20 protein-coding genes are annotated in these 22,443 nt (G+C 68.2%); 17 read left to right on the top strand and 3 right to left on the bottom strand.

All coding sequences use genetic code 11. The features are described from left to right. The first annotated feature begins 2 nt into the window (after nt 1-2). From rsmD to bla, 8 genes are all read left to right on the top strand, one after another. Nucleotides 3-572, top strand: coding sequence for a 16S rRNA (guanine(966)-N(2))-methyltransferase RsmD (rsmD, locus tag ABQJ54_RS11235; protein ID WP_367854374.1), 570 nt, complete (start codon nt 3-5; stop codon nt 570-572). A 27-nt stretch (nt 573-599) separates the two neighbouring features. After that, on the top strand, nt 600-1,154 hold the full coding sequence (coaD, locus tag ABQJ54_RS11240) for a pantetheine-phosphate adenylyltransferase (protein ID WP_367854375.1): 555 nt from the start codon (nt 600-602) through the stop codon (nt 1,152-1,154). After that, entirely contained in the window at nt 1,147-1,650 is a 504-nt protein-coding gene (locus tag ABQJ54_RS11245) for a hypothetical protein (protein WP_367854376.1), read from the top strand. The genes coaD and ABQJ54_RS11245 overlap by 8 nt, the downstream gene beginning before the upstream one ends. Before the next feature lie 63 nt (nt 1,651-1,713). After that, nucleotides 1,714-1,974, top strand: a complete 261-nt coding sequence (locus tag ABQJ54_RS11250; RefSeq protein ID WP_367854377.1) for a YfhL family 4Fe-4S dicluster ferredoxin — start codon at nt 1,714-1,716, stop codon at nt 1,972-1,974. A 44-nt stretch (nt 1,975-2,018) separates the two neighbouring features. Beyond that, nucleotides 2,019-3,746: a gamma-glutamyltransferase gene (gene ggt, locus ABQJ54_RS11255; RefSeq protein ID WP_367854378.1), complete on the top strand. Its 1,728-nt coding sequence runs from the start codon at nt 2,019-2,021 to the stop codon at nt 3,744-3,746. 174 nt (nt 3,747-3,920) lie between these two features. Beyond that, nucleotides 3,921-4,787: an MBL fold metallo-hydrolase gene (locus ABQJ54_RS11260; RefSeq protein ID WP_367854379.1), complete on the top strand. Its 867-nt coding sequence runs from the start codon at nt 3,921-3,923 to the stop codon at nt 4,785-4,787. Next, nucleotides 4,787-5,827: a TMEM43 family protein gene (locus tag ABQJ54_RS11265; protein WP_367854380.1), complete on the top strand. Its 1,041-nt coding sequence runs from the start codon at nt 4,787-4,789 to the stop codon at nt 5,825-5,827. Before ABQJ54_RS11260 ends, ABQJ54_RS11265 begins: the two co-directional genes overlap by 1 nt. A 94-nt stretch (nt 5,828-5,921) precedes the next feature. After that, complete coding sequence (gene bla / locus ABQJ54_RS11270) at nt 5,922-6,809, top strand: subclass B3 metallo-beta-lactamase (protein ID WP_367854381.1); 888 nt, start codon at nt 5,922-5,924, stop codon at nt 6,807-6,809. 379 nt (nt 6,810-7,188) lie between these two features. On the opposite strand, the gene ABQJ54_RS11275 is transcribed toward bla, so the two are convergent. Both ABQJ54_RS11275 and ABQJ54_RS11280 read right to left on the bottom strand, forming a co-directional pair. Further along, nucleotides 7,189-7,755 (bottom strand): NUDIX hydrolase, encoded by a 567-nt coding sequence (locus ABQJ54_RS11275; protein WP_367854382.1) that lies wholly within the window; start codon nt 7,753-7,755, stop codon nt 7,189-7,191. A 146-nt stretch (nt 7,756-7,901) separates the two neighbouring features. Then, a complete protein-coding gene (locus tag ABQJ54_RS11280; RefSeq protein ID WP_367854383.1) occupies nt 7,902-8,903 on the bottom strand; it encodes a polyprenyl synthetase family protein in 1,002 nt (333 codons plus the stop codon). Between the two features lie 156 nt (nt 8,904-9,059). Here ABQJ54_RS11280 and ABQJ54_RS11285 point away from each other — a divergent pair, with 156 nt between their 5' ends. From ABQJ54_RS11285 to ABQJ54_RS11325, 9 genes are all read left to right on the top strand, one after another. Beyond that, nucleotides 9,060-10,031: a VTT domain-containing protein gene (locus tag ABQJ54_RS11285; protein ID WP_367854433.1), complete on the top strand. Its 972-nt coding sequence runs from the start codon at nt 9,060-9,062 to the stop codon at nt 10,029-10,031. Between the two features lie 266 nt (nt 10,032-10,297). Next, on the top strand, nt 10,298-10,390 hold the full coding sequence (gene kdpF / locus ABQJ54_RS11290) for a K(+)-transporting ATPase subunit F (protein WP_181300560.1): 93 nt from the start codon (nt 10,298-10,300) through the stop codon (nt 10,388-10,390). Next, on the top strand, nt 10,387-12,207 hold the full coding sequence (gene kdpA, locus ABQJ54_RS11295; protein WP_367854384.1) for a potassium-transporting ATPase subunit KdpA: 1,821 nt from the start codon (nt 10,387-10,389) through the stop codon (nt 12,205-12,207). The genes kdpF and kdpA overlap by 4 nt, the downstream gene beginning before the upstream one ends. Nucleotides 12,208-12,210: 3 nt before the next feature. Then, a complete protein-coding gene (kdpB, locus tag ABQJ54_RS11300; RefSeq protein WP_367854385.1) occupies nt 12,211-14,283 on the top strand; it encodes a potassium-transporting ATPase subunit KdpB in 2,073 nt (690 codons plus the stop codon). 138 nt (nt 14,284-14,421) lie between these two features. Then, a complete protein-coding gene (locus ABQJ54_RS11305; protein WP_367854386.1) occupies nt 14,422-14,622 on the top strand; it encodes a hypothetical protein in 201 nt (66 codons plus the stop codon). 80 nt (nt 14,623-14,702) lie between these two features. Beyond that, the gene (locus tag ABQJ54_RS11310) at nt 14,703-16,193 is read left to right on the top strand and encodes an outer membrane beta-barrel protein (RefSeq protein ID WP_367854387.1); all 1,491 of its coding nucleotides are present in this window, start codon (nt 14,703-14,705) and stop codon (nt 16,191-16,193) included. A gap of 10 nt (nt 16,194-16,203) precedes the next feature. Further along, nucleotides 16,204-16,782, top strand: coding sequence for a potassium-transporting ATPase subunit KdpC (gene kdpC / locus ABQJ54_RS11315; protein ID WP_367854388.1), 579 nt, complete (start codon nt 16,204-16,206; stop codon nt 16,780-16,782). Between the two features lie 14 nt (nt 16,783-16,796). Next, a complete protein-coding gene (locus tag ABQJ54_RS11320; protein ID WP_367854389.1) occupies nt 16,797-19,460 on the top strand; it encodes an ATP-binding protein in 2,664 nt (887 codons plus the stop codon). A 168-nt stretch (nt 19,461-19,628) separates the two neighbouring features. Then, the gene (locus ABQJ54_RS11325; protein ID WP_367854390.1) at nt 19,629-20,318 is read left to right on the top strand and encodes a response regulator; all 690 of its coding nucleotides are present in this window, start codon (nt 19,629-19,631) and stop codon (nt 20,316-20,318) included. 248 nt (nt 20,319-20,566) lie between these two features. On the opposite strand, the gene pdxR is transcribed toward ABQJ54_RS11325, so the two are convergent. Then, a complete protein-coding gene (gene pdxR / locus ABQJ54_RS11330) occupies nt 20,567-22,042 on the bottom strand; it encodes a MocR-like pyridoxine biosynthesis transcription factor PdxR (RefSeq protein ID WP_367854391.1) in 1,476 nt (491 codons plus the stop codon). Nucleotides 22,043-22,443 lie beyond the last annotated feature (401 nt).

Here is a 22,443-nt window from a genome sequence, read left to right on the forward strand (position 1 = left end):
GCATGAACGGCCGTCCCGGACGCATCCGCATCATCGGCGGCAGCCTGCGCAATTCGCGGCTGGAGGTGCCCGAGCAGCCCGGCCTGCGACCCACGCCGGAGCGGGTGCGCGAGACCCTGTTCAACTGGCTGGCGCCGATGATCGAAGGGGCGCGGGTGCTGGATCTTTGCGCCGGCACGGGTGCACTGGGTATCGAGGCGTTGTCGCGCGGCGCGGCCGGCGCCTGCTTCGTCGAGCCCGATGCGCGGGCGGCGCAGGCCCTGCGCGACAACCTTGCCCGACTCAAGGCCGCGGGTGGCGAGGTGGCGGCGCTCGACGCGCAGGGTTTCCTGCGTGGCACGGAACGGCCGTTCGACCTGGTCTTCCTCGACCCCCCGTTCGCGCTGGACCTGTGGGGTGCGCTGGCGCAGCGCCTGGAGCAGGCAGGCTGGCTGGCCGAGCGGGCGTGGATCTACCTGGAGTCGCCGCGCGGGGTGACGCCGGCCGTGCCGGCAAACTGGTCGCTGCATCGCGAGGGGGGGGCTGGCGAGGTGCGCTTCGCGCTCTATCGGCGTGCGCTTCCGTTAAGCTAAGGGAAGTTTCCACAGCGCCACCGGCTCGTGAACAAACCTTCCGGCAATCCCCGCCTGGCCGTGTACCCGGGCACCTTCGATCCGATCACCAACGGCCATGCGGACCTGGTGGCGCGCGCCGCGCCGCTGTTCGATCGCGTGGTGGTGGCAGTGGCCGAAAGCTCCAGCAAGGGGCCAGGCTTCAGCCTCAACGAACGCATCGCGCTGGCGCGTCTCGCGCTGGCCGACCTGCGCAACGTCGAGGTACGCGGCTTCGACAGCCTGCTGGCCGGCTTCGTGGCCGAGATCGGCGCAGGCGTGATCATCCGCGGCCTGCGCGCGGTGTCGGACTTCGAGTACGAGTTCCAGCTGGCCAGCATGAACCGGCACCTGATTCCGCAGGCGGAGACGCTGTTTCTCACGCCGGCGGAGCAATACAGCTTCATTTCCTCGTCGCTGGTGCGCGAGATCGGCCGTCTCGGCGGCGATATCTCCGGTTTCGTGCATCCGGCGGTGCAACAGGCCATGCGTCAGCGCTGGCACAAGGGCCGCAGCGGCGGCCTCCCCAAGCAACCTGAAAAAGAAGGTGACCACCATGCGTAAGTTCGTTCTCATCGCCGCCATCGCGCTGACCGCCGGCCTCGTCCTGGGCGGCTGCTCGCAGGGCTCGGACCAGGATCAGCAGGCCGCGCAGCAGGCCCAGGCGATCACCAAGCCCACCAGCATCACCGACGCCAAGGGCTGGAACGCCTACCTCGGCCAGCTGGTGCAGAAGAACCTGCAGGGCATGGCCGCGCAGCAGCCGTACGCCTACCTGGTGACCCCGGGCCAGACCGACGACGACAAGGCGCAGAACGACCGCCAGCTGCAGAACGTGCAGGATGCGGTGGCCCGCGGCGTGCTGCCGGGCAACCTGATGGCCTTCGCCGGCCCGGTCTCGGCGACCACCGCCGAACTGGTCGTGGCCGCGTTCAAGGATGCCAAGCCCGGCACGTTCAAGGGCGTGATCGTCGTGTTCATCGGCGACAAGGCCGACGAGCAGCGCGTCACCGACGTGATCAATCCCACCGGCGCCACGTTCCGCTTCGTGCAGATGTGATCGAACGGCGGGGCGGGGAGCGAAGGGCGCAAGGCCCGGCTTCCCGCCCCGCAGCGTGAACCGATGTCCCTGAAGATCCTCGACACCTGCGTCAACTGCGACGTCTGCGAACCGGTCTGCCCGAACAAGGCGATCTCGCTGGGCGAGGAGTACTACGTGATCGACCCGGCGCTGTGCACCGAGTGCGTGGGCCACCACGACGAGCCGCAGTGCGTGGAGGTGTGCCCGGTCGAATGCATCATCGTCGACCCCGAACACACCGAGTCGCGCGAAGCACTCGAGCTCAGGTACCGCCAGCTGATGAGCCCAAGCAGCGCTGCTTGACGGGCCCAGGCGATGGCGCTGGATTTAGCAAAGGAGTTCGCCGCATGAAATTCCAGATGCACGGCCGCGTGCTGTTGCTGAGCCTGCTGCTGACCGGCAGTGCGGCCTACGGCGCCGATGGCACGCCGAAGGCCGCGCCGGCCACCGCCACGCCGCCGCCGGCTGCGCAGCGTCCTGGCCATGCCGGCATCGCCAGTGCGAATTTCCTCGCCACCGACGCCGGCTTCGAGGTGCTGGCCAAGGGCGGCAACGCGTTCGACGCGGCAGTGGCGGTGGCTTCCACGCTGTCGGTGGTGGAGCCGGAGAGCTCGGGCATCGGCGGCGGTTTCATGGCCACGCTGCACATCGCCAAGGGTAATCGCAACGTCTTCATCGATGCGCGCGAGATGGCGCCGATGGCGGTGAACCCGAAGGATTACCTCAACCCCGACGGCACGCCGAACCGCGACACGGCGCTGAAGGGGCCGCTCTCGGCCGGCATTCCCGGCGAACCAGCCGGCCTGGCGCTGCTGGCGAAGCGCTACGGCAGGCTGCCGCTCAGCGAGTCGCTGGCGCCGGCGATCCGCATCGCCCGCGACGGCTTCAAGCCCGATCCGCGCCTGCTGGCTTCGATCAGGGACGAGCAGAAGAACCTCGAGCGCTGGCCCGCCTCCGCGGCCAAGTTCCTGCCCGGTGGCAAGCCGCCGGTGGCGGGCGAGACCTGGCGCGACCCGGATCAGGCACGTACCTGGGAGTTGATCGCCGAGAAGGGCGCCGCCGGTTTCTATCGCGGCGAAGTGGCACAGAAGCTGGTGGATGCGGTGCACGCCGCCGGTGGCAACTGGACGCTGCAGGACCTGGCGAACTACCGCGCCAAGGAACGCACGCCGATCACCATCGACTACCGGGGCTACCAGATCGTCACCGCGCCGCCGCCGTCCTCCGGCGGCGTGGCGATCGCCGAGATCCTCAACATCCTGCGCGGCTACGACCTCGCTGCGATGGACCAGGCGCATCGCGTGCACACCATCGTCGAGGCGATGCGCCGCGCATTCCGCGACCACAACGACTACCTCGGCGATCCCGATTTCGTGAAGATGCCGCTGGACATGCTGCTGTCGCCGTACTACGCCGACGGCCTGCGCCAGAGCATCCTGCCCGACCAGGCCACGCCGTCGTCCATGCTGCCGCACGGGCCTGCGCATGACCCGGGCATGCACACCACGCATTTCTCGATCATCGACAAGGACGGCAACATGGTGGGGATCACCTCCACCGTGAACTACATCCTCGGCTCCACCTTCGTCGCCAGGGGCACCGGCGTGCTGCTCAACGACGAGATGGACGACTTCGCGCTGGTGCCGGACAAACCCAACGTCTACGGCCTGCTCGGCAGCAAGGCGAACGCGCCGGCGGGCGGCAAGCGCATGCTGTCCTCGATGTCGCCCAGCATCGTGATCGGCAAGGACCGCAGCGCGGTGATCGGCTCGCCCGGCGGCTCCACCATCATCACCCAGGTGCTGGAAGGCATCCTGCACTTCATCGACGGCCAGAGCGCGCAGCAGATCGTGGCGGACAAGCGCTACCACCACCAGTTCCTGCCCGACGTGGTCGACGTGGAGGATGGCGCGTTCGACGCCGCCACCAGCGCCACGCTGCAGAAGATGGGTTACACGCTCAAGTCGCGCGAAGGCTGGGGTTTCATGAATGTGGTCACCTGGGATCACCGCGACAACAAGCTCGACGCCGCCAGCGATCCGCGCCGGCCGTCAGGGCTGGGCAAGGTGGAGTGATCTTGCGGCAACGCCGGGCGGCCGACACGGCCGCCCTTGTAGGAGCGCACCCTGTGCGCGAATGCTTTTGGCTTCGATCAAGCACCAAGGCCATCGCGCACAGGGTGTGCTCCTACTCGGCTCGCTGTCGCCCCGGCTTCTTCGACCCGCGCGTGACGCGATAAGGTACGTGTCATGGAATTCTTCTCGCTTCTTGGCAACTCCCAGCGGCTCGATGGCGGCGCCATGTTCGGCAATGCGCCCAAGGCGATGTGGTCGCGCTGGATCGCGCCGGACGAACAGAACCGCATCCCGCTGGCCTGCCGCTGCCTGCTGGTGAAGGGACTCACGGTGAACGGCGTGCCCGGCCGCAACGTGCTGTTCGAGACCGGCATCGGCGCCTTCTTCGAGCCCGCCCTGCGCGAGCGCTACGGCGTGGTGGAGGATCGCCACGTGCTGCTCGACTCGCTGGCAGCGGCGGGGCTGGCGCACGGGGACATCCACGCCGTGGTGCTGTCGCACCTGCACTTCGACCATGCCGGCGGCCTGCTGGCGGCATGGGAGCAGGACCAGCCACCACGGCTGCTGTTTCCCCATGCCACTTATATCGCGGGCAGCGCGCACTGGCAGCGTGCGTTGAAGCCGCATCCGCGCGACCGCGCCTCGTTCATCCCCGAGCTGCCGCAGCTGCTCATGGACAGCGGCCGACTGGAGCTGGTCGAGGGTGTGCACTCGAAGGCGCTGGGCGAGGCGGTGCGCTTCAGCTATTCGGATGGCCATACGCCGGGCCTGATGCTGGCCGAGGTGGGCGGCGTGGTGTTCTGCGCCGACCTGATTCCCGGCCGCGCCTGGGTGCACCTGCCGATCACCATGGGGTATGACCGCTACCCGGAGAAGCTGATCGACGAGAAGCGCGCCTTCCTTGACGACAAGCTGACGCGTGGCGTGCGACTGTTCTTCACCCATGACCACGCCTGCGCCGTGGCGCGCGTGCAGCGCGACGAGAGAGGCCGCTACGGCTGCGCGGACGAGTTGCCTGAACTGCACGGGAGCTCCGGCTGATGTCCATCGACCGCATCACCAACCTGCGCGGCCCGCTGGCCGTTGCGGCCGGCTTGGTGTTGCTGGTGCTGGGCATCGCATCGGGTGTGTGGACCGAGCGCAGCCTGGAAGACTACCGGGTGGTGCTGGAACTGCATGGTGGCGCGGTGGTCAATCTCGGCCGCAGCATGGACATGCAGGCCGACCTGCAAGGCCGGATGGTGCGCCTCAGCGGCACGCCGCGGGTGGTGGAGGCGCCCTACGATCCCGACTTCAACCAGCAGGCGGGCACGCCGGTGCTGGTGCGTCAGGTGCAAATGTTCCAGTGGCGCGAACTGCGCCTGGGCAGCAACGTGACCTATGAGCTGGACTGGGCGGATACGCCGCAGGACTCCAGCCGGTTCGCGCAACCGAAAGGCCATGCCAATCCGGGACCATTCCCGATCGCCGGTAAGCGCTTCGATGCAGGCAGCGTGGCGCTGGGAGGCTACAAGCTGGGCGTCGCGCTTGTACATGCCCTGCCAGGCAGCGAACCCGTCGCGCCCGACATGAAGACGTTGCCGGCGAACCTCGCGGCCAGCTTTTCCCTGCATGACAACGCACTGGTGACCAGTGCCAGGCCGGGCGATCCGCATCTCGGCGACCTGCGGGTGAGCTGGAGTGCGGTACCGCTGCAGGAAGTGACGGTGATCGCGCGCGTCGACGGCGATCATCTCGTGGCGGTGCCGAACGCAGCCGATGGCAAGGGTTACGAGGTGAACGTGGGTGACAGTGCGCTGCTGGACATGCGTCCCGACATGGCGGCGCAACCGGCGCTGACCTGGCCGCGGCGCATTCTCGCCGTGTTGCTGGCGGCGCTGGGTGCAGGTTTGCTGCTGCGCTGGCGCGACGCGACGCGCGTCGACCCGCTGGCGGCGCTGGGAGGCGGCCTGCTCGCGGTGGGCGTGTTCGCCGCCATGCCGTGGCTGGGCAGCAGTACGGTGACCGCCATCACCTGGCTCGTCGTCGCGCTGGTCGGCCTGGTGCTGCTGGTGTGGCGTCGTCGCGCGCCGCGCCACTGAACCGCTGATCGCCGTCGGCAAGATGTCAGGATCGTGCCAGCTGCAGGCCCGCGGCGGCGGCGATGCTGCACACCCGCGTCCACGGAGACTTTCCATGCCCTTGCGTTTGCTGATCGGTGCCGCCCTGGTGCTGGGCCTGATCCTGCCGGTTGCCCGTGCGGCGCAGCCCTCGCACGGCATCGCCCACAGCCGGTGGAACGCGCCGCAAAAGCCGTTCCGCATCTACGGCAACACCTGGTACGTGGGGCCGTACGGCCTCTCCTCGATCCTGGTGGATACCGGACAGGGACTGGCGCTGTTCGACGGCGACCTGCCCGAATCCGCTGTGCAGATCGAGGCGCATATCCGCGAACTCGGCTTCCGGGTGCGCGACGTGAAATGGATCCTCAATTCGCATGCCCATAGTGACCATGCCGGCGGCATCGTCGCGTTGCAGGCTGCCAGCGGCGCACAGATATTCGCGAGCGTTGCCGGTGCGCACGAACTGGAACTCGGCGGTGCCGACCCCGGCGACCCGCAATACGGCTCGGCTCCCCGGTACGTGCCCTTGAAGAACGTGCGCGTGGTACGCGACGGCGAGACCCTGCAACTCGGCCATGTGGCCGTCACGGCGCACTACACCCCCGGCCACACGCCGGGCAGCACCTCGTGGACCTGGCAATCCTGCTCGGGCCAGCGCTGCCTGCACGTGGCCTACGCCGACAGCCTCAGCGCCATCGCCGCGCCGGCTTACCGCTTCATCGACCATCCCGCCTACGTGGCCAGCTTCCGCAAGGCCATCGCCACCGTGGCGGCACTCCCTTGCGACATCCTGCTTACCCCGCACCCGGATGCCAGCGGCTTCTGGGAGAAAGTGGCGCAACGCAAGTCGCCGACGGATGTGGCCCCATTGGTCGACCCCCGATCCTGCCGCGACTATGCCGCCGACGCTGCGAAAAACCTGGACGCGCGGCTGGCGAAGGAGCCTGCAACGAAAGAGTGAGCCGCAAGCTCGTTGCCTCAGCATCCAGATACGGCGCGGTGTGGCCGTGCCGTGTATCGCGTAGGCGGGAGTTGCTCCCAGGCCCTCGAGACATCACTGCTTGTAATCCCGGCGTATTGAACCAGGCCATTTCTCTTGGTTACTTCTCTTGACTCCGGGCATACTGCCCTCCGCCCTTCGGGCCGGCTTCGCCGTTCGCCACCGCTCCTGCGGTGGCGTGGGCCAGCAAAGAGAAGTGACTCGGGCGCCGGCAGGCGTCCGAAAGCCCGCCGCAGGCGAGCCAAGGTGCGGAAGCGAAAGGTCGTCGCGAGCACCCGCCCCTCACCCCAGCCCTCTCCCCTCCGGGGAGAGGGGGCGAAGCCGATGTACCGCGAAACGTTCAACCGGTGGACGTGTGCTCCAACAGCCACAACCCCGCGAACAACTTCGGATCGATCGAATACCCCTCGGCAGCGCGCGCAAACAGCCACGCGCCTGCCTCAAGGCGCGGCACCGCGTGCACCACGATGTTCTCGCTGTCATCACCCCCGCCCGCGCCCACCTTCACCAGGTCGAACGCGCGCACATAGGCGATCATCTCGGTGCTCATACCGGCCGAGGACGGTCCCTGATGCAGGAAGGCCACGCGGCCGCAGCGCCAGCCGGTTTCCTCCTCCAGCTCGCGCCGCGCGGCCAGCAGCATGCCCTCGTCCTCCTGTCCGGCGAGATCGCCGATCAGGCCGGCCGGCATCTCGATGGTGCGCGCCTGGATCGCCACGCGGTACTGCTCCACGAACAGCACGCGGTCATCCGGCGTCACCGCGATCACGATCGCCGCGCCGCCGGGATTGTTGCGTTCGGCATACTCCCAGCGCCCGCGCCTGCGCAGGCTCAGCCAGCGGCCCTGGTACAGGGTTTCCTCCGGCGCGCCGGCATCGGGGGGCAGGGGCTGGTCGTGGGGATTCATCGGCATCGCGTCGCGTGGATAACCCCGGCATGGTGCCGTGGCGACGGCAGGCCCACAAGGGATGCGGGCCGGCCCCGCTTTTCGAATTCAGATGCCGGGGTGAAGCCTGTGCTGAACGGGTCAGGGCATCCCGGGCGCGGCGAGGTTCAGAACGTGCGCTGCACCGAGTAGTCCGCCAGCGTGGCCAGCGCGTCGCGGTACGGCGATGCGGGCAGCAGGGACAAGGCCTCGTGCGCGGCCGTGGCGTGGGCGACGGCGCGCTCGCGGGTACGCTCCAGCGCGCCCGAGTCGCGGATCGAGGCGACGATGCGGTCCAGCGAATCCAGCCCGCCGTGCTCGATCGCGTGGCGCAGCGAGGCGGCCTGTTCCGGCGTGGCGTTCTGCAGCGCGTAGATCAGCGGCAGCGTGGGCTTGCCCTCGGCGAGGTCGTCGCCGATGTTCTTGCCCAGGGTGTCGGCGTCGCTGGTGTAGTCCAGCAGGTCGTCGGCGATCTGGAAGGCGTAGCCCAGCTCCATGCCGTAACGGCGCAGCGCCGTCACCTGTTCCGCGGGCAGGCCGCCGAGCAGGCCGCCCAGTTCGGTGGCGGCGGCGAACAGCACCGCGGTCTTGCGTTCGATCACCGCGAGGTAGGCGGCCTCGTCCACGTCGGCGTTGCCGATGTTGAGCAGCTGCAGCACCTCGCCCTCGGCGATGGTGTTGGTGGTATCGGCGAGGATGCGCATCACGCGCATGTCGTCCAGTTCCACCATCAGCTGGAACGAGCGCGAGTAGAGGAAGTCGCCCACCAGCACGCTGGCGGCGTTGCCCCACAGCGCGTTGGCGGTCTGGCGGCCGCGGCGCAGGCCGGACTCGTCCACCACGTCGTCGTGCAGCAGGGTGGAGGTGTGGATGAACTCGATCACCGCGGCCAGCTTGACGTGCTGCTCGCCGCGATAGCCTGCCGCGCGCGCGGCCAGAGCATGCAGCATCGGCCGCAGCCGCTTGCCGCCGCCGGCGATGATGTGGTCGGCGATCTGGTTGATCAGCACCACGTCGGAAGCCAGCCGCGTGCGGATCAGCTGGTCGATGCGCCGCATGTCGGCGTCGGCGAGCGCGCGCACGGCGGCGAAGTCGGCGGGGCGGTTGGCGTCGGCGGGGATCGAGTTCATGGGTTATCGCGGTCCGGGTCGGATGATTATAGAGGCAGCTCGCCGCAAACCAGCGACAGGGATGCCCCGGGGTGATTGCAAGCCGCACTGGCCGGCCCAATGATGGGGCGGCGGCCCTCGTTGCCACCGCGGGAATCCGATCCGATGGCTCACGAAATCATTGCGCTGATCGCCCAGTACGGCCTGTTGCTGGTGTTCCTGAACGTGCTGGCGGCGCAGGCGGGTGTGCCGGTGCCGGCGGTGCCCACCCTGGTCGTGGCCGGCGCGCTGGCGGCGGGCGATCGCCTGCCGCTGGCCGGCATCGTGGCGGCGGCGCTGGTCGGCAGCCTGCTCGGCGACCTGGCCTGGTACCTGGCGGGACGGCGCTACGGCGCGGGAGTGATGCGCACGCTCTGCCGCATCTCGTTGTCGCCGGATTCCTGCGTGAAGCAGTCGGAGCTGCGCTTCCAGCGCTGGCGCGGCCGGGTGCTGCTGGTCGCCAAGTTCGTGCCGGGCCTGTCGATGCTGGCGCCGCCGCTGGTCGGCGCGATGGGCCTGCCGCCGCGGAGCTTCGTGCTGCTCGACGGCCTGGGCGCGCTGCTCTGGGCGGGCGTGGCGATCGCGCTCGGCTACGCCTTCGCAGGCGAGGTCGACCGCGTGTTGGATGCCGTCGCCAATGCCGGCACGGTGGCGGTCGAGGTGGCGGCGGCACTGCTCGCGGCCTACGTGCTCGTCAAGTGGTGGCGGCGCGAGCGCCTGCTGCGTTCGCTGCGGATGGCCCGCATCGGCGTCGAGGAACTCGGTCGTGCGATCGCGGCGGGCCGCGCGCCCGTGGTGATCGACGTGCGTTCGGCGGTGGCCCGGCAGCTGGACGACCGGATCATCCCCGACGCCCTGCTCACCGATGTCGACGGCGTCGTGCAGGCCGTCGTCGCGATCCCGCTCGATCGCGAGCTGGTGGTGTATTGCAATTGCCCGAACGAGGTCTCCGCCGCCCATGCGGCGCAGGCATTGATGACGCGCGGCTATCGCCGCGTGCGGCCGCTGCGGGGCGGGCTGGATGCCTGGGATGCGGCCGGTTACGCGGTGCAGCGGCTGGTGCCGGTGCAGGTGGCTGGCGCGGACGACCCCGCGACTACGACGGTCTGAACGCACGATTCCCGACGGCGGAAAATTTACGCGTTCTATACGCGCCGGCTGCGGATCGCTACCCCTTTCATATGCGGCACTGCTTACAGTGCGCGGCGTCGTTTCCATGAGTCGACGCCGATGGATCTGGTCTACCTGCTGTTCCTGTTCGTGCTGAGCGCGGCGGTGCTCGGCTTCCTGCTGGTCTGCGACCGGCTGCGCCCGCGCAAGTAGCGCGCGCCGTTCCCTCTGCCTCATCACTCGCATCGCATTGCGGGAGTGTCTGCATGCATTTCGCCTATGCCATCGCCGCCGTCATCGCGGTGCTGCTGATCGCCTACCTGTGCGTGGCCCTGCTCAAGCCGGAGTGGTTTGAATGACTGCCAACGATCTCATCCAGATCGGCCTGTACCTGGTCGTCCTGTTGCTGCTGCTCAAGCCGATGGGCAGCTACATGACGCAGGTGTTCGCCGATGCACCGAACCGCGTGACGCGCATCGGCGGCGGCATCGAACGCCTGACGTACCGCCTCTGCGGCATCCGCAGCGACGAGGACATGGGCTGGAAGCGCTACGCGCTGGCCATGCTGCTGTTCAACGTGCTCGGCCTGCTGTTCGTGTACCTGCTGCAGCGGGTGCAGCAGTGGCTGCCATTGAACCCGCAGCACTTCGGCAACGTGGCGCCGGATTCGGCGATGAACACCGCGATCAGCTTCGCCACCAACACCAACTGGCAGGGCTACAGCGGCGAGTCGACTATGAGCTACCTGACCCAGATGCTGGGGCTGGCGGTGCAGAACTTCCTTTCGGCGGCGACCGGCATCGCGGTACTGGTGGCGGTGGTGCGCGGTTTCGTGCGGCGCGGCGCTGGTGCGCTCGGCAACTTCTGGGTCGACCTGACCCGCGCCACGCTGTACGTGCTGTTGCCGATCTCGCTGGTGATCGCGCTGCTGCTGGCCTCGCAGGGCGTGGTGCAGAACTTCAGGCCATACGTGGACGTGCCGGTGGTGCAGACCAGCACCTATGCCCAGCCGGTGACCGATGCGGCCGGCAATCCCGTCAAGGATGCTTCCGGCAACCCCGAAACCAGACCCGCGCAGCTCACCACCCAGACCCTGCCCATGGGGCCGGCGGCCTCGCAGGTGGCGATCAAGATGCTCGGCACCAACGGTGGCGGTTTCTTCAACGCGAACTCGGCGCATCCCTACGAAAACCCCACGCCGCTGTCGAACTTCATCGAGATGCTGGCGATCTTCCTGATCCCCGGCGGCCTGTGCGTGATGTTCGGCCAGATGGTCGGCGACCGGCGACAGGGCTGGGCGATCCTTGCCGCGATGCTGGTGATCTTCGTTCCGCTGACGGTGGGCCTGGTCGCCGCCGAGCAGGCCGGCAACCCGGCACTGCATGGCCTGGTGGCGCAGCACCTGGTGGATCAGCACGCCTCGGCGCTGCAGGCCGGCGGCAACATGGAGGGCAAGGAGACCCGCTTCGGCATCGCCGCCAGCGGCCTGTTCGCCGCGATCACCACGGCCGCCTCCTGCGGTGCGGTGAACGCGATGCACGATTCGCTCACCCCGCTGGGCGGCCTGGTGCCGATGTGGCTGATGCAGCTGGGCGAGGTGATCTTCGGCGGCGTCGGTTCGGGCCTGTACAGCATGCTGGCCTTCGCCGTGGTGGCGGTGTTCATCGCCGGCCTGATGGTGGGCCGTACGCCGGAATATCTCGGCAAGAAGATCGAGGCCTACGAGATGAAGATGGCCAGCCTCGCGGTGCTGTTGCCCTGCGCGCTGGTGGTGATCTGCACGGCGGTCGCGGTGATGCTGCCGGCGGGCGTGGCGGGCATCGCCAACCCCGGCGCGCACGGCTTCAGCGAGATCCTCTACGCGGTCAGCTCGGCCTCGAACAACAACGGCAGCGCCTTCGCCGGACTCTCCGCGAACACGCCGTTCTGGAACGTGCTGCTGGGTGTGTGCATGTTCCTGGCGCGCTATCCGCTGGCGATCGCGATGCTGGCGCTGGCCGGGGCGCTGGCCGCCAAGCGGCACGTGCCGGAATCCGCCGGCACGCTGCCCACGCATACGCCGCTGTTCGTCACGCTGCTGGCCTGCGTGGTGATCGTGGTGGGTGCGCTGACCTTCCTTCCGGCGTTGGCGCTGGGCCCGATTGCCGAATTCCTGATGTCCGCCACGAGGCACTGATCCATGACTTCGACGACTCACGCAGTCCGTAGCCTCGACCGCGAACTGGTCCTCCATGCCGTCGCGGACTCGTTCCGCAAGCTGTCGCCGCGGCTGCAGTTCAAGAACCCGGTGATGTTCGTGGTGTTCGTGTGCAGCGTGCTGACCACACTGTTGTGGGTTCAGGCGCTGGCCGGCCATGGCGAGGCGCCCACCGGCTTCATCTTCTGGGTCGGCGCGTGGCTGTGGTTCACCCTGCTGTTCGCCAATTTCGCCGAGGCGCTGGCGGAAGGGCGCGGCAAGGCGCAGGCTGCCGCACTGCGCAGCTCGCGCAAGGACGTGATCGCGAAGAAGCTGGCCGGTCCCGATCGCAATGCGGCGATCACCTTCGTGCCATCCAGCGAACTGCGCAGCGGCCACCATGTGCTGGTGGAGGCGGGCGAGCAGATCCCAGGCGATGGCGAGGTGGTGGTCGGCGCGGCCAGCGTGGACGAGAGCGCGATCACCGGCGAATCCGCGCCGGTGATCCGCGAGTCCGGCGGCGACCGCAGCGCGGTCACCGGCGGCACCCGCGTGCTGTCGGACTGGCTGGTGGTGCGCATCACCAGCAATCCGGGCGAGAGCTTCCTCGACCGCATGATCGCAATGGTGGAAGGCGCCTCGCGGCGCAAGACGCCGAACGAGATCGCGCTGACCATCCTGCTGGCGAAGTTCACCCTGATCTTCCTGCTCGCCTGCGCCACCCTGCTGCCGTATTCGATCTACAGCGTGCAGGCCACCGGCGCCGGCCACCCGATCACGCTGACCGTGCTGGTGGCCCTGCTGGTCTGCCTGATTCCCACCACGATCGGCGCGCTGTTGTCGGCGATCGGCATCGCGGGCATGGACCGGATGATCCGCGCCAACGTGATCGCCACCTCCGGCCGCGCGGTGGAAGCCGCCGGCGACGTCGACGTGCTGCTGCTCGACAAGACCGGCACGATCACCCTGGGCAACCGCCAGGCGGTGGCTTTCCATCCGGCGCCGGGCATCGAGGAGAAGGCGCTCGCGGATGCCGCCCAGCTTGCCTCGCTGGCCGACGAAACGCCGGAAGGCCGCAGCGTGGTGGTGCTGGCCAAGCAGCGGTTCGACCTGCGCGAACGCCAGCTGGAGGAAGGCCATGCGGTGTTCGTACCGTTTACCGCGCAGACCCGCATGAGCGGCGTGGACGTGGACGGCCGCGCTATCCGCAAGGGCGCGCTCGATGCGGTGGAGAAATACCTCGAATCGATCGGCAGCCACCTGCCGGCGCGCGTGAAGCAGATGGCCGAGGAGATCGCGCGCCGCGGCGCCACGCCGCTGATCGTGGCCGAGGGCTTCGGCGTGCTGGGCGTGATCGAGCTGAAGGACATCGTCAAGGGCGGCATCAAGGAGCGCTTCGCCGAGATGCGCCGGATGGGCATCAAGACCGTCATGATCACCGGCGACAATCCGCTCACCGCCGCGGCCATCGCGGCCGAGGCCGGCGTCGACGACTTCCTCGCCGAGGCCACGCCGGAGGCCAAGCTCAAGCTGATCCGCAGCATCCAGGCCGAGAATCGCCTGGTCGCGATGTGCGGCGACGGCACCAATGACGCGCCGGCGCTGGCGCAGGCCGACGTGGCGGTGGCGATGAACACCGGCACCCAGGCGGCCAAGGAAGCCGGCAACATGGTCGACCTGGATTCCAACCCGACCAAGCTGATCGAGGTGGTGGAGATCGGCAAGCAGATGCTGATCACCCGCGGCTCGCTGACCACCTTCTCGATCGCCAACGACATCGCCAAGTATTTCGCGATCATCCCGGCCGCGTTCGCCACTACTTACCCGGCGCTGGACACGCTCAACGTGATGCACCTGGCCACGCCGCGCAGCGCGATCCTGTCGGCGGTGATCTTCAACGCGCTAATCATCATCTTCCTGATCCCGCTGGCGCTGAAGGGCGTGAAGTACCGCGCGCTGGGCGCCGGCGCGCTGCTGCGGCGCAACCTGCTGGTCTACGGCCTCGGCGGCGTCATCGTGCCGTTCGTCGGCATCAAGCTGATCGACATGCTGCTGGTCCTGTGCGGACTGGCCTGATTTCTTCTGCTCGTCATTCCGGCGAAAGCCGGAGGCGCTTCACAACAGCAAAGCTGGTCATCCAGTTGCTTTGTTGTACCGGGGAGCCTGGATCCCGGCCTTCGCCGGGATGACGGCTCCACTTCATGGAGACCCATCATGCAAACGCTGAAACTTTCGGTATCGCTGCCCGACGACGCGTATCCGGACATGGAGCTGCGCGTATCGACCAACGACACCGAATACGACGTGGTGATCGCCATGCCGACGTGCGTGCCGGCTGGAGTCAACGCAACCAGTGCCGCTGCGACGAACCGCGAAGAAAACGAATACGTACTGGGCGGCTACGCCGGCATCTGACACGACGGCCGCGTTGCGGCGGCCGCGACTTCGACCACTGCCGAAAGCGGCCGTTGCGGGCCGATGCAACAAGGAAAGGTATGTCACACAAGAAGATCCTCCCGCTGGCACTGCTGCTGGCACTGCTGCCGGCAGGGCGTGCGCTGGCCGCTACGGCCGTGGCGGCTGCACCGCCGGTTGTCGATCCGCAGAGCGCGGCGGTGACGCCAGCGCCGCCATTGGCGGAAAGCGGCAGCTGTTCCGCCAGCTTCCTGTCGCGCCTAGCCGCGGCGTACCGTGAGGACGCGCAGCCGGCCGACCCGAATGCGCCGGCGCCGAAGCGCCGCGCCACGGACGCGCCGCTGGATTCCCCGCCGTTCCCGTCTTCCGAATGGCAGCTGGGTGGCGTACCCGCGCCCATCGGCGTGCCTGACACCAACTCCACCTATCCGCTGGAGAAGGCGCTGGGCTGCACCAGGCTGGGCCAGTGGATGCAGCGCAACCGCATCGAGATGTTCGGCTGGGTCACGCCTTCGGCGAACCTGAGCACGTCGGGCTTCAGCAACTACCCGCTTTCCTACAACACGCGCCCGAATCGCGCGGAGTTCGACCAGTGGGTGTTCAACCTCACCCGTGTCGAGGACACCGTGCAGACCGATCATGTCGACTGGGGCTTCGACATCTCCAACCTGTACGGCTACGACTACCACTACACCACCATGAAGGGCGTCTTCAGCAACCAGCTGCTGAACAACCCCGCGCCGGGCCAGCCGCTCAACGGCAGGATCTACGGTGAAGACCCGATGCTGTTCTACGGCGACATCTACATCCCGTGGGTGGCGCAGGGCATGGTGGTGCGCATCGGCCGTTACCTGTCGCTGCCGGACATCGAAGCGCAGTTCTCGCCGCAGAACTACCTGATGACGCATTCCATCCTCTACACGGTGGACCCGTACACGCAGATGGGCGTCATGACCACCACGCGGCTCGACCCGCAATGGACGTTGCAGCTGGGCGTGAACGCCAGCAACGACACGGCGCCGTGGAATGCCTCGGCGCGTCCCACCTTGCAGGCCTGCGTGCGCTGGGTGTCCGCCAGCGACAACGACATGCTCTACCCCTGCGTCAACAGCCTCAACCGTTCCGACTACAACTACAACAATGTGCAGATGTTCGTGATGACCTGGGGCCATCGCTTCAACCAGCGCGTGCACATCCTCACCGAGGCCTATCGCATGTATGGCCGCAACATCCCAGGCTTCGGCCCGGGCGGCACGCCGGGCGTGGCGGGCTCCTCGCCGCTGCCTGGCGAGGCCGGCGCGTTCGGCGTGGTCAATTACCTGAACATCGAGATCGATCCCAGCAACATGCTGTCGATCCGCAACGAGTTCTACGACGACGAGAAGGGCCAGCGCACCGGCTATGCCACGCGCTACAGCAGCCACACAATCGGCCTCACGCACTGGGTCACGCAGGATCTGGAGATCCAGCCGGAGCTGCGCTACGAGCATTCCTACGACGCGAATGCCTACGACGGCGGCAGGAAGGACTACCAGGCCGTCGCCCTCCTCGACGCGATCATCCACTACTGAGGTGCCGACCATGGGCAGGATGTTGCGCAATGCCGCGATGCTGCTGTTGCTGATGACGGTGATCACCGGCATCGCCTATCCGCTGCTGGTCACCGGGCTGGCGCAGGCGGTCTTCCCGGCGCAGGCCAACGGCAGTCTGGTGTCGAAGGATGGCCGGCCGGTCGGTTCCACGCTGATCGGCCAGGCGTTCACCGCGCCGAAATACTTCTGGGGGCGGCCGTCGGCCACCACGCCGCAGGCCTACAACGGCACGGGTTCCAATGGCTCCAATCTCGGACCGACCAATCCGGCGCTGACCGACGCGGCGAAACAGCGCGTCGCCGCGTTGCAGGCGGCCGATCCCGGCAACCGTGCGCCGATTCCGGTGGACCTGGTCACCGCCTCCGGCAGCGGTCTCGACCCGGACATCTCGCCGGCGGCGGCGCAGTACCAGCTGGCCCGCGTGGCCCGCGCACGCGGCCTGCCGCTGGCCGAAGTGCAGGCGCTGGTGGCGCGCCACACGCGGGGCCACCAGCTCGGCGTGCTGGGCGAGCCCCGGGTGAACGTGCTGGAACTCAACCTGGCGCTGGACGCGCTGCCGGCGCACTGAGCTAACGTAAGCGCATGACCGACGCCTCCCGCGACGCCCGCGCCGATGCCTTGCTCGATGCCGTCAACGGCGACCGGCAGCGGCGGCTGAAGATCTTCCTCGGCGCCGCGCCGGGCGTGGGCAAGACCTGGGCGATGCTGTCGGCCGCGCGCGAGCTGAAGAAGCAGGGCGTGGACGTGGTGGCGGGGCTGGTGGAGACCCACGGCCGGGTGGAGACGGCAGCGCTGCTTGAGGGGCTGGAGGTGTTGCCGCGGCGGCGCGTGAACTACCGCGACCGCGAGTTCGAGGAATTCGACCTCGACGCCGCGCTGGCGCGCAAGCCGGCAGTGCTGCTGGTGGACGAACTGGCGCACACCAATCTCCCAGGTGGCCGCCACGAGCGGCGCTGGCAGGACATCGCCGAACTGCTCGACGCCGGCATCGAGGTCTATACCGCGCTCAACGTGCAGCACCTGGAAAGCCTCAACGACCAGGTGCAGCGCATCACCGGCGTCACCGTGCGCGAGCGCGTGCCCGATGCCTTCCTCGACCGCGCGCGCGACATCGTGCTGGTGGACCTGCCGCCGCGCGAGCTGATCCAGCGGCTCAGGCAGGGCAAGGTCTACGTGCCGGAAACCGCGGCGGCGGCGCTGGATGCGTTCTTCTCGCCCACCAACCTCGCCGCGCTGCGCGAGCTGTCGGTGGACACCGTGGCCGGCCATGTCGAGAGCGACCTGCGCGGCAGCATGCTGGCGCGCGGCGCGGCGATGCCGGTGCGCCGCCGCGTGCTGGCGGCGATCGACGGCCACGCGCAGAGCGAATACCTGGTGCGCGTGGCGCGACGCATTGCCGAACGGCGCGGCGCACCCTGGAGCGTGGTGTTCGTGGACCGGGGCGCGCAACTGGACGCCACGCGGCGCGAACAGCTGGAGAGCGCATTGCGGCTTGCGCGGCGCCTGGGCGGCGACACGGTGGTGCTGCGCGGGCACAGCATCGCCGACGAGCTGCTGGCGCACGCCGACCGCGAAGGCGTGGGCCAGATCATCCTCGGACGCACCCGCGAACGCCTGTTCGCGCGCATGGTGGGCCGTTCGCTCACCCAGCAGCTGTTGCGCCGCGGCGCACATCTGGAGCTCACCATCATCGCCACCCCGGCCGAGCGCGCGGCTGCGCGCCGGCGCCTGCGGCTGGTGCCGCCGGGCGGCCTCGGCCGGCGCGGCGAATACGTCTATGGCACTCTGGCCACGCTGGGTGCGCTGGTGCTGGCCCTCCTCGGCCAGCACTACCTGTCGGTGGCCAACCTGTCGCTGATCTTCCTCACCGCGGTGCTGGTGGTGGCGGTGCGCACGCGCATGGCGGTGGCGGTCTACACCGCCCTGCTTTGCTTCGTCTGCTACAACTTCTTCTTCGCCCCGCCGATCTATTCGCTGGAGATCTCCAGCCCCGACGACGTGCTCGCGGTGTGCCTGTTCCTGCTCGCCGCCCTGGTGTGCAGCCGGCTGGCCTCCCGGCTGGCGCAGCAGGTGGAGTCGTTGCGCGCCGCGCACGTGCAGGCGCGCGCGCTGCTGCTGCTGGGCCAGCGGCTGGCCGCGAGCACCGATGCCGCCGGCATCCGCACGGTGGGCGCCGCGGCCTTGGCGCAGGCGCTGCCGTGCGAGACTGCGCTGCTGGCTCGCGACCCCTCCGGCATATTGCAGCCGATGGCTGCAGAGCCGCATGACCTGCATCTGCTGCCGCAGGACCTGGCCGCCGCCGATTGGTGCGAGCGCCATGCCACGCCCGCCGGCCGCTATACCGATACCTTGAACGCCGCGCCGTGCTGGTTGCTGCCGCTGGGCAGCGAGGAGCAGCGGCTGGGCGTGGCCGCGCTGCGCTTTCCGAGCGACGCGGGCGAACCCGACCCGGACCGCCGCAGCCTGGCGCTGGCGATGGTGCAGGACATCGGCCAGGCGCTGGCCCGTGCGCGGCTGGCGGAAGAACTGGAGGGTGCGCGCGTGCAGGGCGAGACGGAACGCCTGCGCAGCGCGCTGCTTTCCTCGGTCTCGCACGACCTGCGTTCGCCGCTGTCTTCGATGATCGGTGCCGCTGGCACCCTGGTCGATTACGAAAACAGGCTGCCGCCCACCGAGCGCCGCGAACTGCTGGAGGCGATCCTGGGTGAGGGCCAGCGGCTGGACCGCTACATCCAGAACCTGCTGGACATGACCCGGCTCGGCCACGGCACGCTCAAGCTCAACCGTGACTGGGTGGACGTGGCCGAGATCGTGGCCGCTGCGGTGACCCGGCTGCGCAAGCTGTTTCCCGCGGTGCGGGTGGACACCGCGCTGCCGCACGACACCGTGCTGCTCTATGTGCACCCCGCGCTGATCGAGCAGGCACTGTTCAACATCCTGGAGAATGCCGCGCGCTTCTCGCCGCCGGAACAGCCGGTGACGGTGACCGCCCGCATCGAGAGCGGGCACCTGCTGCTGGACGTGGGCGACCGCGGCCCGGGCATACCGGAGGAGGAGCGCGCACGCATCTTTGACATGTTCTACTCGGTGTCGCGCGGTGACCGCGCCGCGCAGGGCACGGGACTGGGGCTGGCGATCTGCCGCGGCATGATCGGCGCGCATGGCGGCAGCGTGGAGGCCTTGCCGCATGAAGGCGGCGGCACCACCATCCGCATCGCCCTGCCGCTGCCTCAGGAGCTTGGATGACAGAAGCCATTCGGGCTGCAAAGCCCGCCATGCGGTGCATATTCCCGCCGATTCTTGCCCCATGGAATTACCATGGGACGGCGAATCGTCGAAAATCTGCCCTCGCATGGCGGGCTTTTCGCCTCGAGTGTTTCTGCCACCCAAGCTCCTAGTCCCTGCCAGTCCCGCATGAACGCATCTCCCCGCATCCTGGTGATCGACGACGAGGCGCAGATCCGCCGCTTCCTCGACATCGGCCTGCGCGCCGAGGGCTACCAGGTGCTGCTCGCCGCCACCGCTGCCGAGGGCCTGGCGCAGGCCGCCACCGGTAGCCCGGACCTGGTGATCCTCGACCTCGGGCTGCCCGACCGCGACGGCCACGAGGTGCTGGCCGAGCTGCGCCAGTGGAGCCGGGCGCCGGTGCTGATGCTGTCGGTGCGCGATGCCGAGACCGAGAAGGTGCGCGCGCTGGACGCCGGCGCCAACGATTACGTGACCAAGCCCTTCGGTATCCAGGAACTGATGGCGCGGCTGCGCGCGCTGTTGCGCCAGCGTCCGGTCGGCGAGCCCGAGGCGCCGCCGCGCTGGGACGACGGCCGGCTCAGCGTGGACCTGCTGCGCCGCGAAGTGCGGCTGGACGGCGCCGAACTCGCACTGACCCGCAAGGAGTACGCCGTGCTGGCATTGTTGCTGCGCCACGCCGGCCGCGTGGTCACCCAGCCGCAGCTGCTGCGCGAGGTATGGGGACCCAGCCACGTGGGCGACAGCCAGTACCTGCGCATCGTGATCGGCAAGCTGCGCCAGAAGCTGGGCGACGACCCGGCCCAGCCGCACTGGCTGAAGACCGAGCCGGGGGTCGGCTACCGCTTCCTTGGCTGATGATCGCGCCGCAAGGCGGGCATGAGAGCCTGTTCAAAGTCTCCGCGAGGCTCGTGCCGGGTAGGAGCGCACCCTGTGCGCGAATGCTCTGGCGCCGGATCGAAGCCAAAAGCATTCGCGCACAGGGTGCGCTCCTACACCGCGGAATCGGTGCTTGCGTTGCATGGTCGCCATGCGGCAGCGCGCGACTCGGCCCGACAAGGCAACGCAAGTTGCGTGGGGGCTTTGAACAGGCTTCGAGAAGCGACTCATGCACTCTGGTGCCGCAGCGGCACCCGCTCGCGCGCCGCGGCATCGGTCGCGTCCAGGCATTCACCGAACAGCTGCATCGCTTCGTGCAACTGCGCCTTGGACAGGCCGCAGTAGCCGAGGATGAGGCCGGGCACGGCCGGCGGTGTCCGGTAGTGCGGTGCGATGCAATACAGGCCCAGTCCGCGCTCATGGGCATCGGCGATCAACGCATCGACTTGCTCGTGGCTGTAGTCGGGCAGCCAGGCGGTGACATGCATGCCGGCGTGCGCGTCCGTGATCTGCACGCGCTCGCCGGCATATTGCTGCAAGCCGGCGATCAGCTCCCGTCGCCGCGCGTTCAACTCCCGGGTCATGTAGCGCAGATGGCGCTCGAAGCCGCCATCCTCCATGAAGTGCGCGAGTGCCGCCTGCTCGATCGCCGGGTTGCCGCGATCACACAGGTACTTGGCGTTGATGAAGTCGTCGCACAGTGCCTCCGGCAACACCATGTAGCCGAGGCGCAGCGCACCGAACATCACCTTGGAGAAGGTGCCGACATAGATCACCCGGTCGTCGCCGTCGAGTGAGTGCAGGGCCGGCAATGGCGGTGCGTCGTAACGCAGTTCGCCATCGTAATCGTCTTCCATGACCCAGCAGCCCCTGGTCCGCGCATAACGCAACAGCTCCTGCCGGCGCGACAGGGAAAGCGCCGGGCCCGCAGGGAACTGGTGGGACGGAGTGACCATCACCAGCCGTGGGGCCTGCGCCGGCAGGGCGCTGCAGACCAGGCCTTCATGGTCCGTGGGAATGGCCTGCAGCGATGCGCCATGGGCACCGAATTGCTGCCAGGCGCCGAAATAATGCGGCTCCTCGATGGCCACCTCGTCGCCTTCGTCCAGCAGCACGCGCGCTGTCAGGGTGATGGCCTGCTGGGAGCCACTGACGACCAGCACCCGATCCGGCGAGGTCCGGATTCCGCGGCGCCGGGCCAGGTAGTCGCAGATCTGTTCGCGCAGTACCGGCAGTCCCTGGTTGCTGGCGTATTCAAGCCGGGTGCGCGTGGCGGCCCAGGCGAGTTCACGTCCCCAGATGGCGCCCAACGTGGGATTGACCTGCGGGCGCCCGTACTGCATGTCCAGGCGCCGATCGCGATGTTGCGTCGAGATCGACCAGTCGGTCAGTTGCCGCGCACGTTTCGCATAACGCGTGAGTGGCGCGGTGGAGCGGGTTGGCGCCTGCTGTTGCGGCATGGGTTCGGCACGCGAAGTGCTCACGTAGCTGCCGGAACCCACGCGGCCGACGATGTAGCCCTCGGCCCGCAGCTGCTCGTAGGCGGTCAACACCGTGATGCGGGAAAGCTTCAATTCCTCGGCCAGCACGCGGGTCGGGGGCAGGCGGGCACCGGCGGCCAGACGGCCGCTGAGAATGGCCGACTTCATGGCGCGGGTGAGCTGGCTGTAATGCGGGCCGTGTCCATCGAGCTCGAGAAACATGTCGCCTCCTGATTGGTTATGGATATTTCCCTGGAATTGGTCATGCGTACGACGCTGCTCCACTTAATCAGGACGTTTGACGGGCAGAAAATTGAAATGGCGACAGTCTTCCCGGGAAAGAGGCGGCTCAATTCCGTTTCGTTTCCATCATTTGGATGCCGCGTCATGTGCCACAGGGCATGGTCTGGCTTTGCGCGAGATGCAGGCGGGCCTGCGCGGCCTGGCGGCATTGGTCATGTCGTTTTTTTGTCGATTGGTTCTGTAAGGGCCTCAAATGTTTATTTAGTGTGACCGGATGGCCGGTTCAAAGGAGTGCCTGATTTGCCGTATTGGATCGCCGCCGGATGCGGGCGGGGCGAGTCGGGCGTATTGGCTGGCCAGGTTCCGCGCCATGCAAGTTG

This window comes from Rhodanobacter lycopersici (genome assembly GCF_040812335.1).
GTDB lineage: Bacteria > Pseudomonadota > Gammaproteobacteria > Xanthomonadales > Rhodanobacteraceae > Rhodanobacter_A > Rhodanobacter_A lycopersici.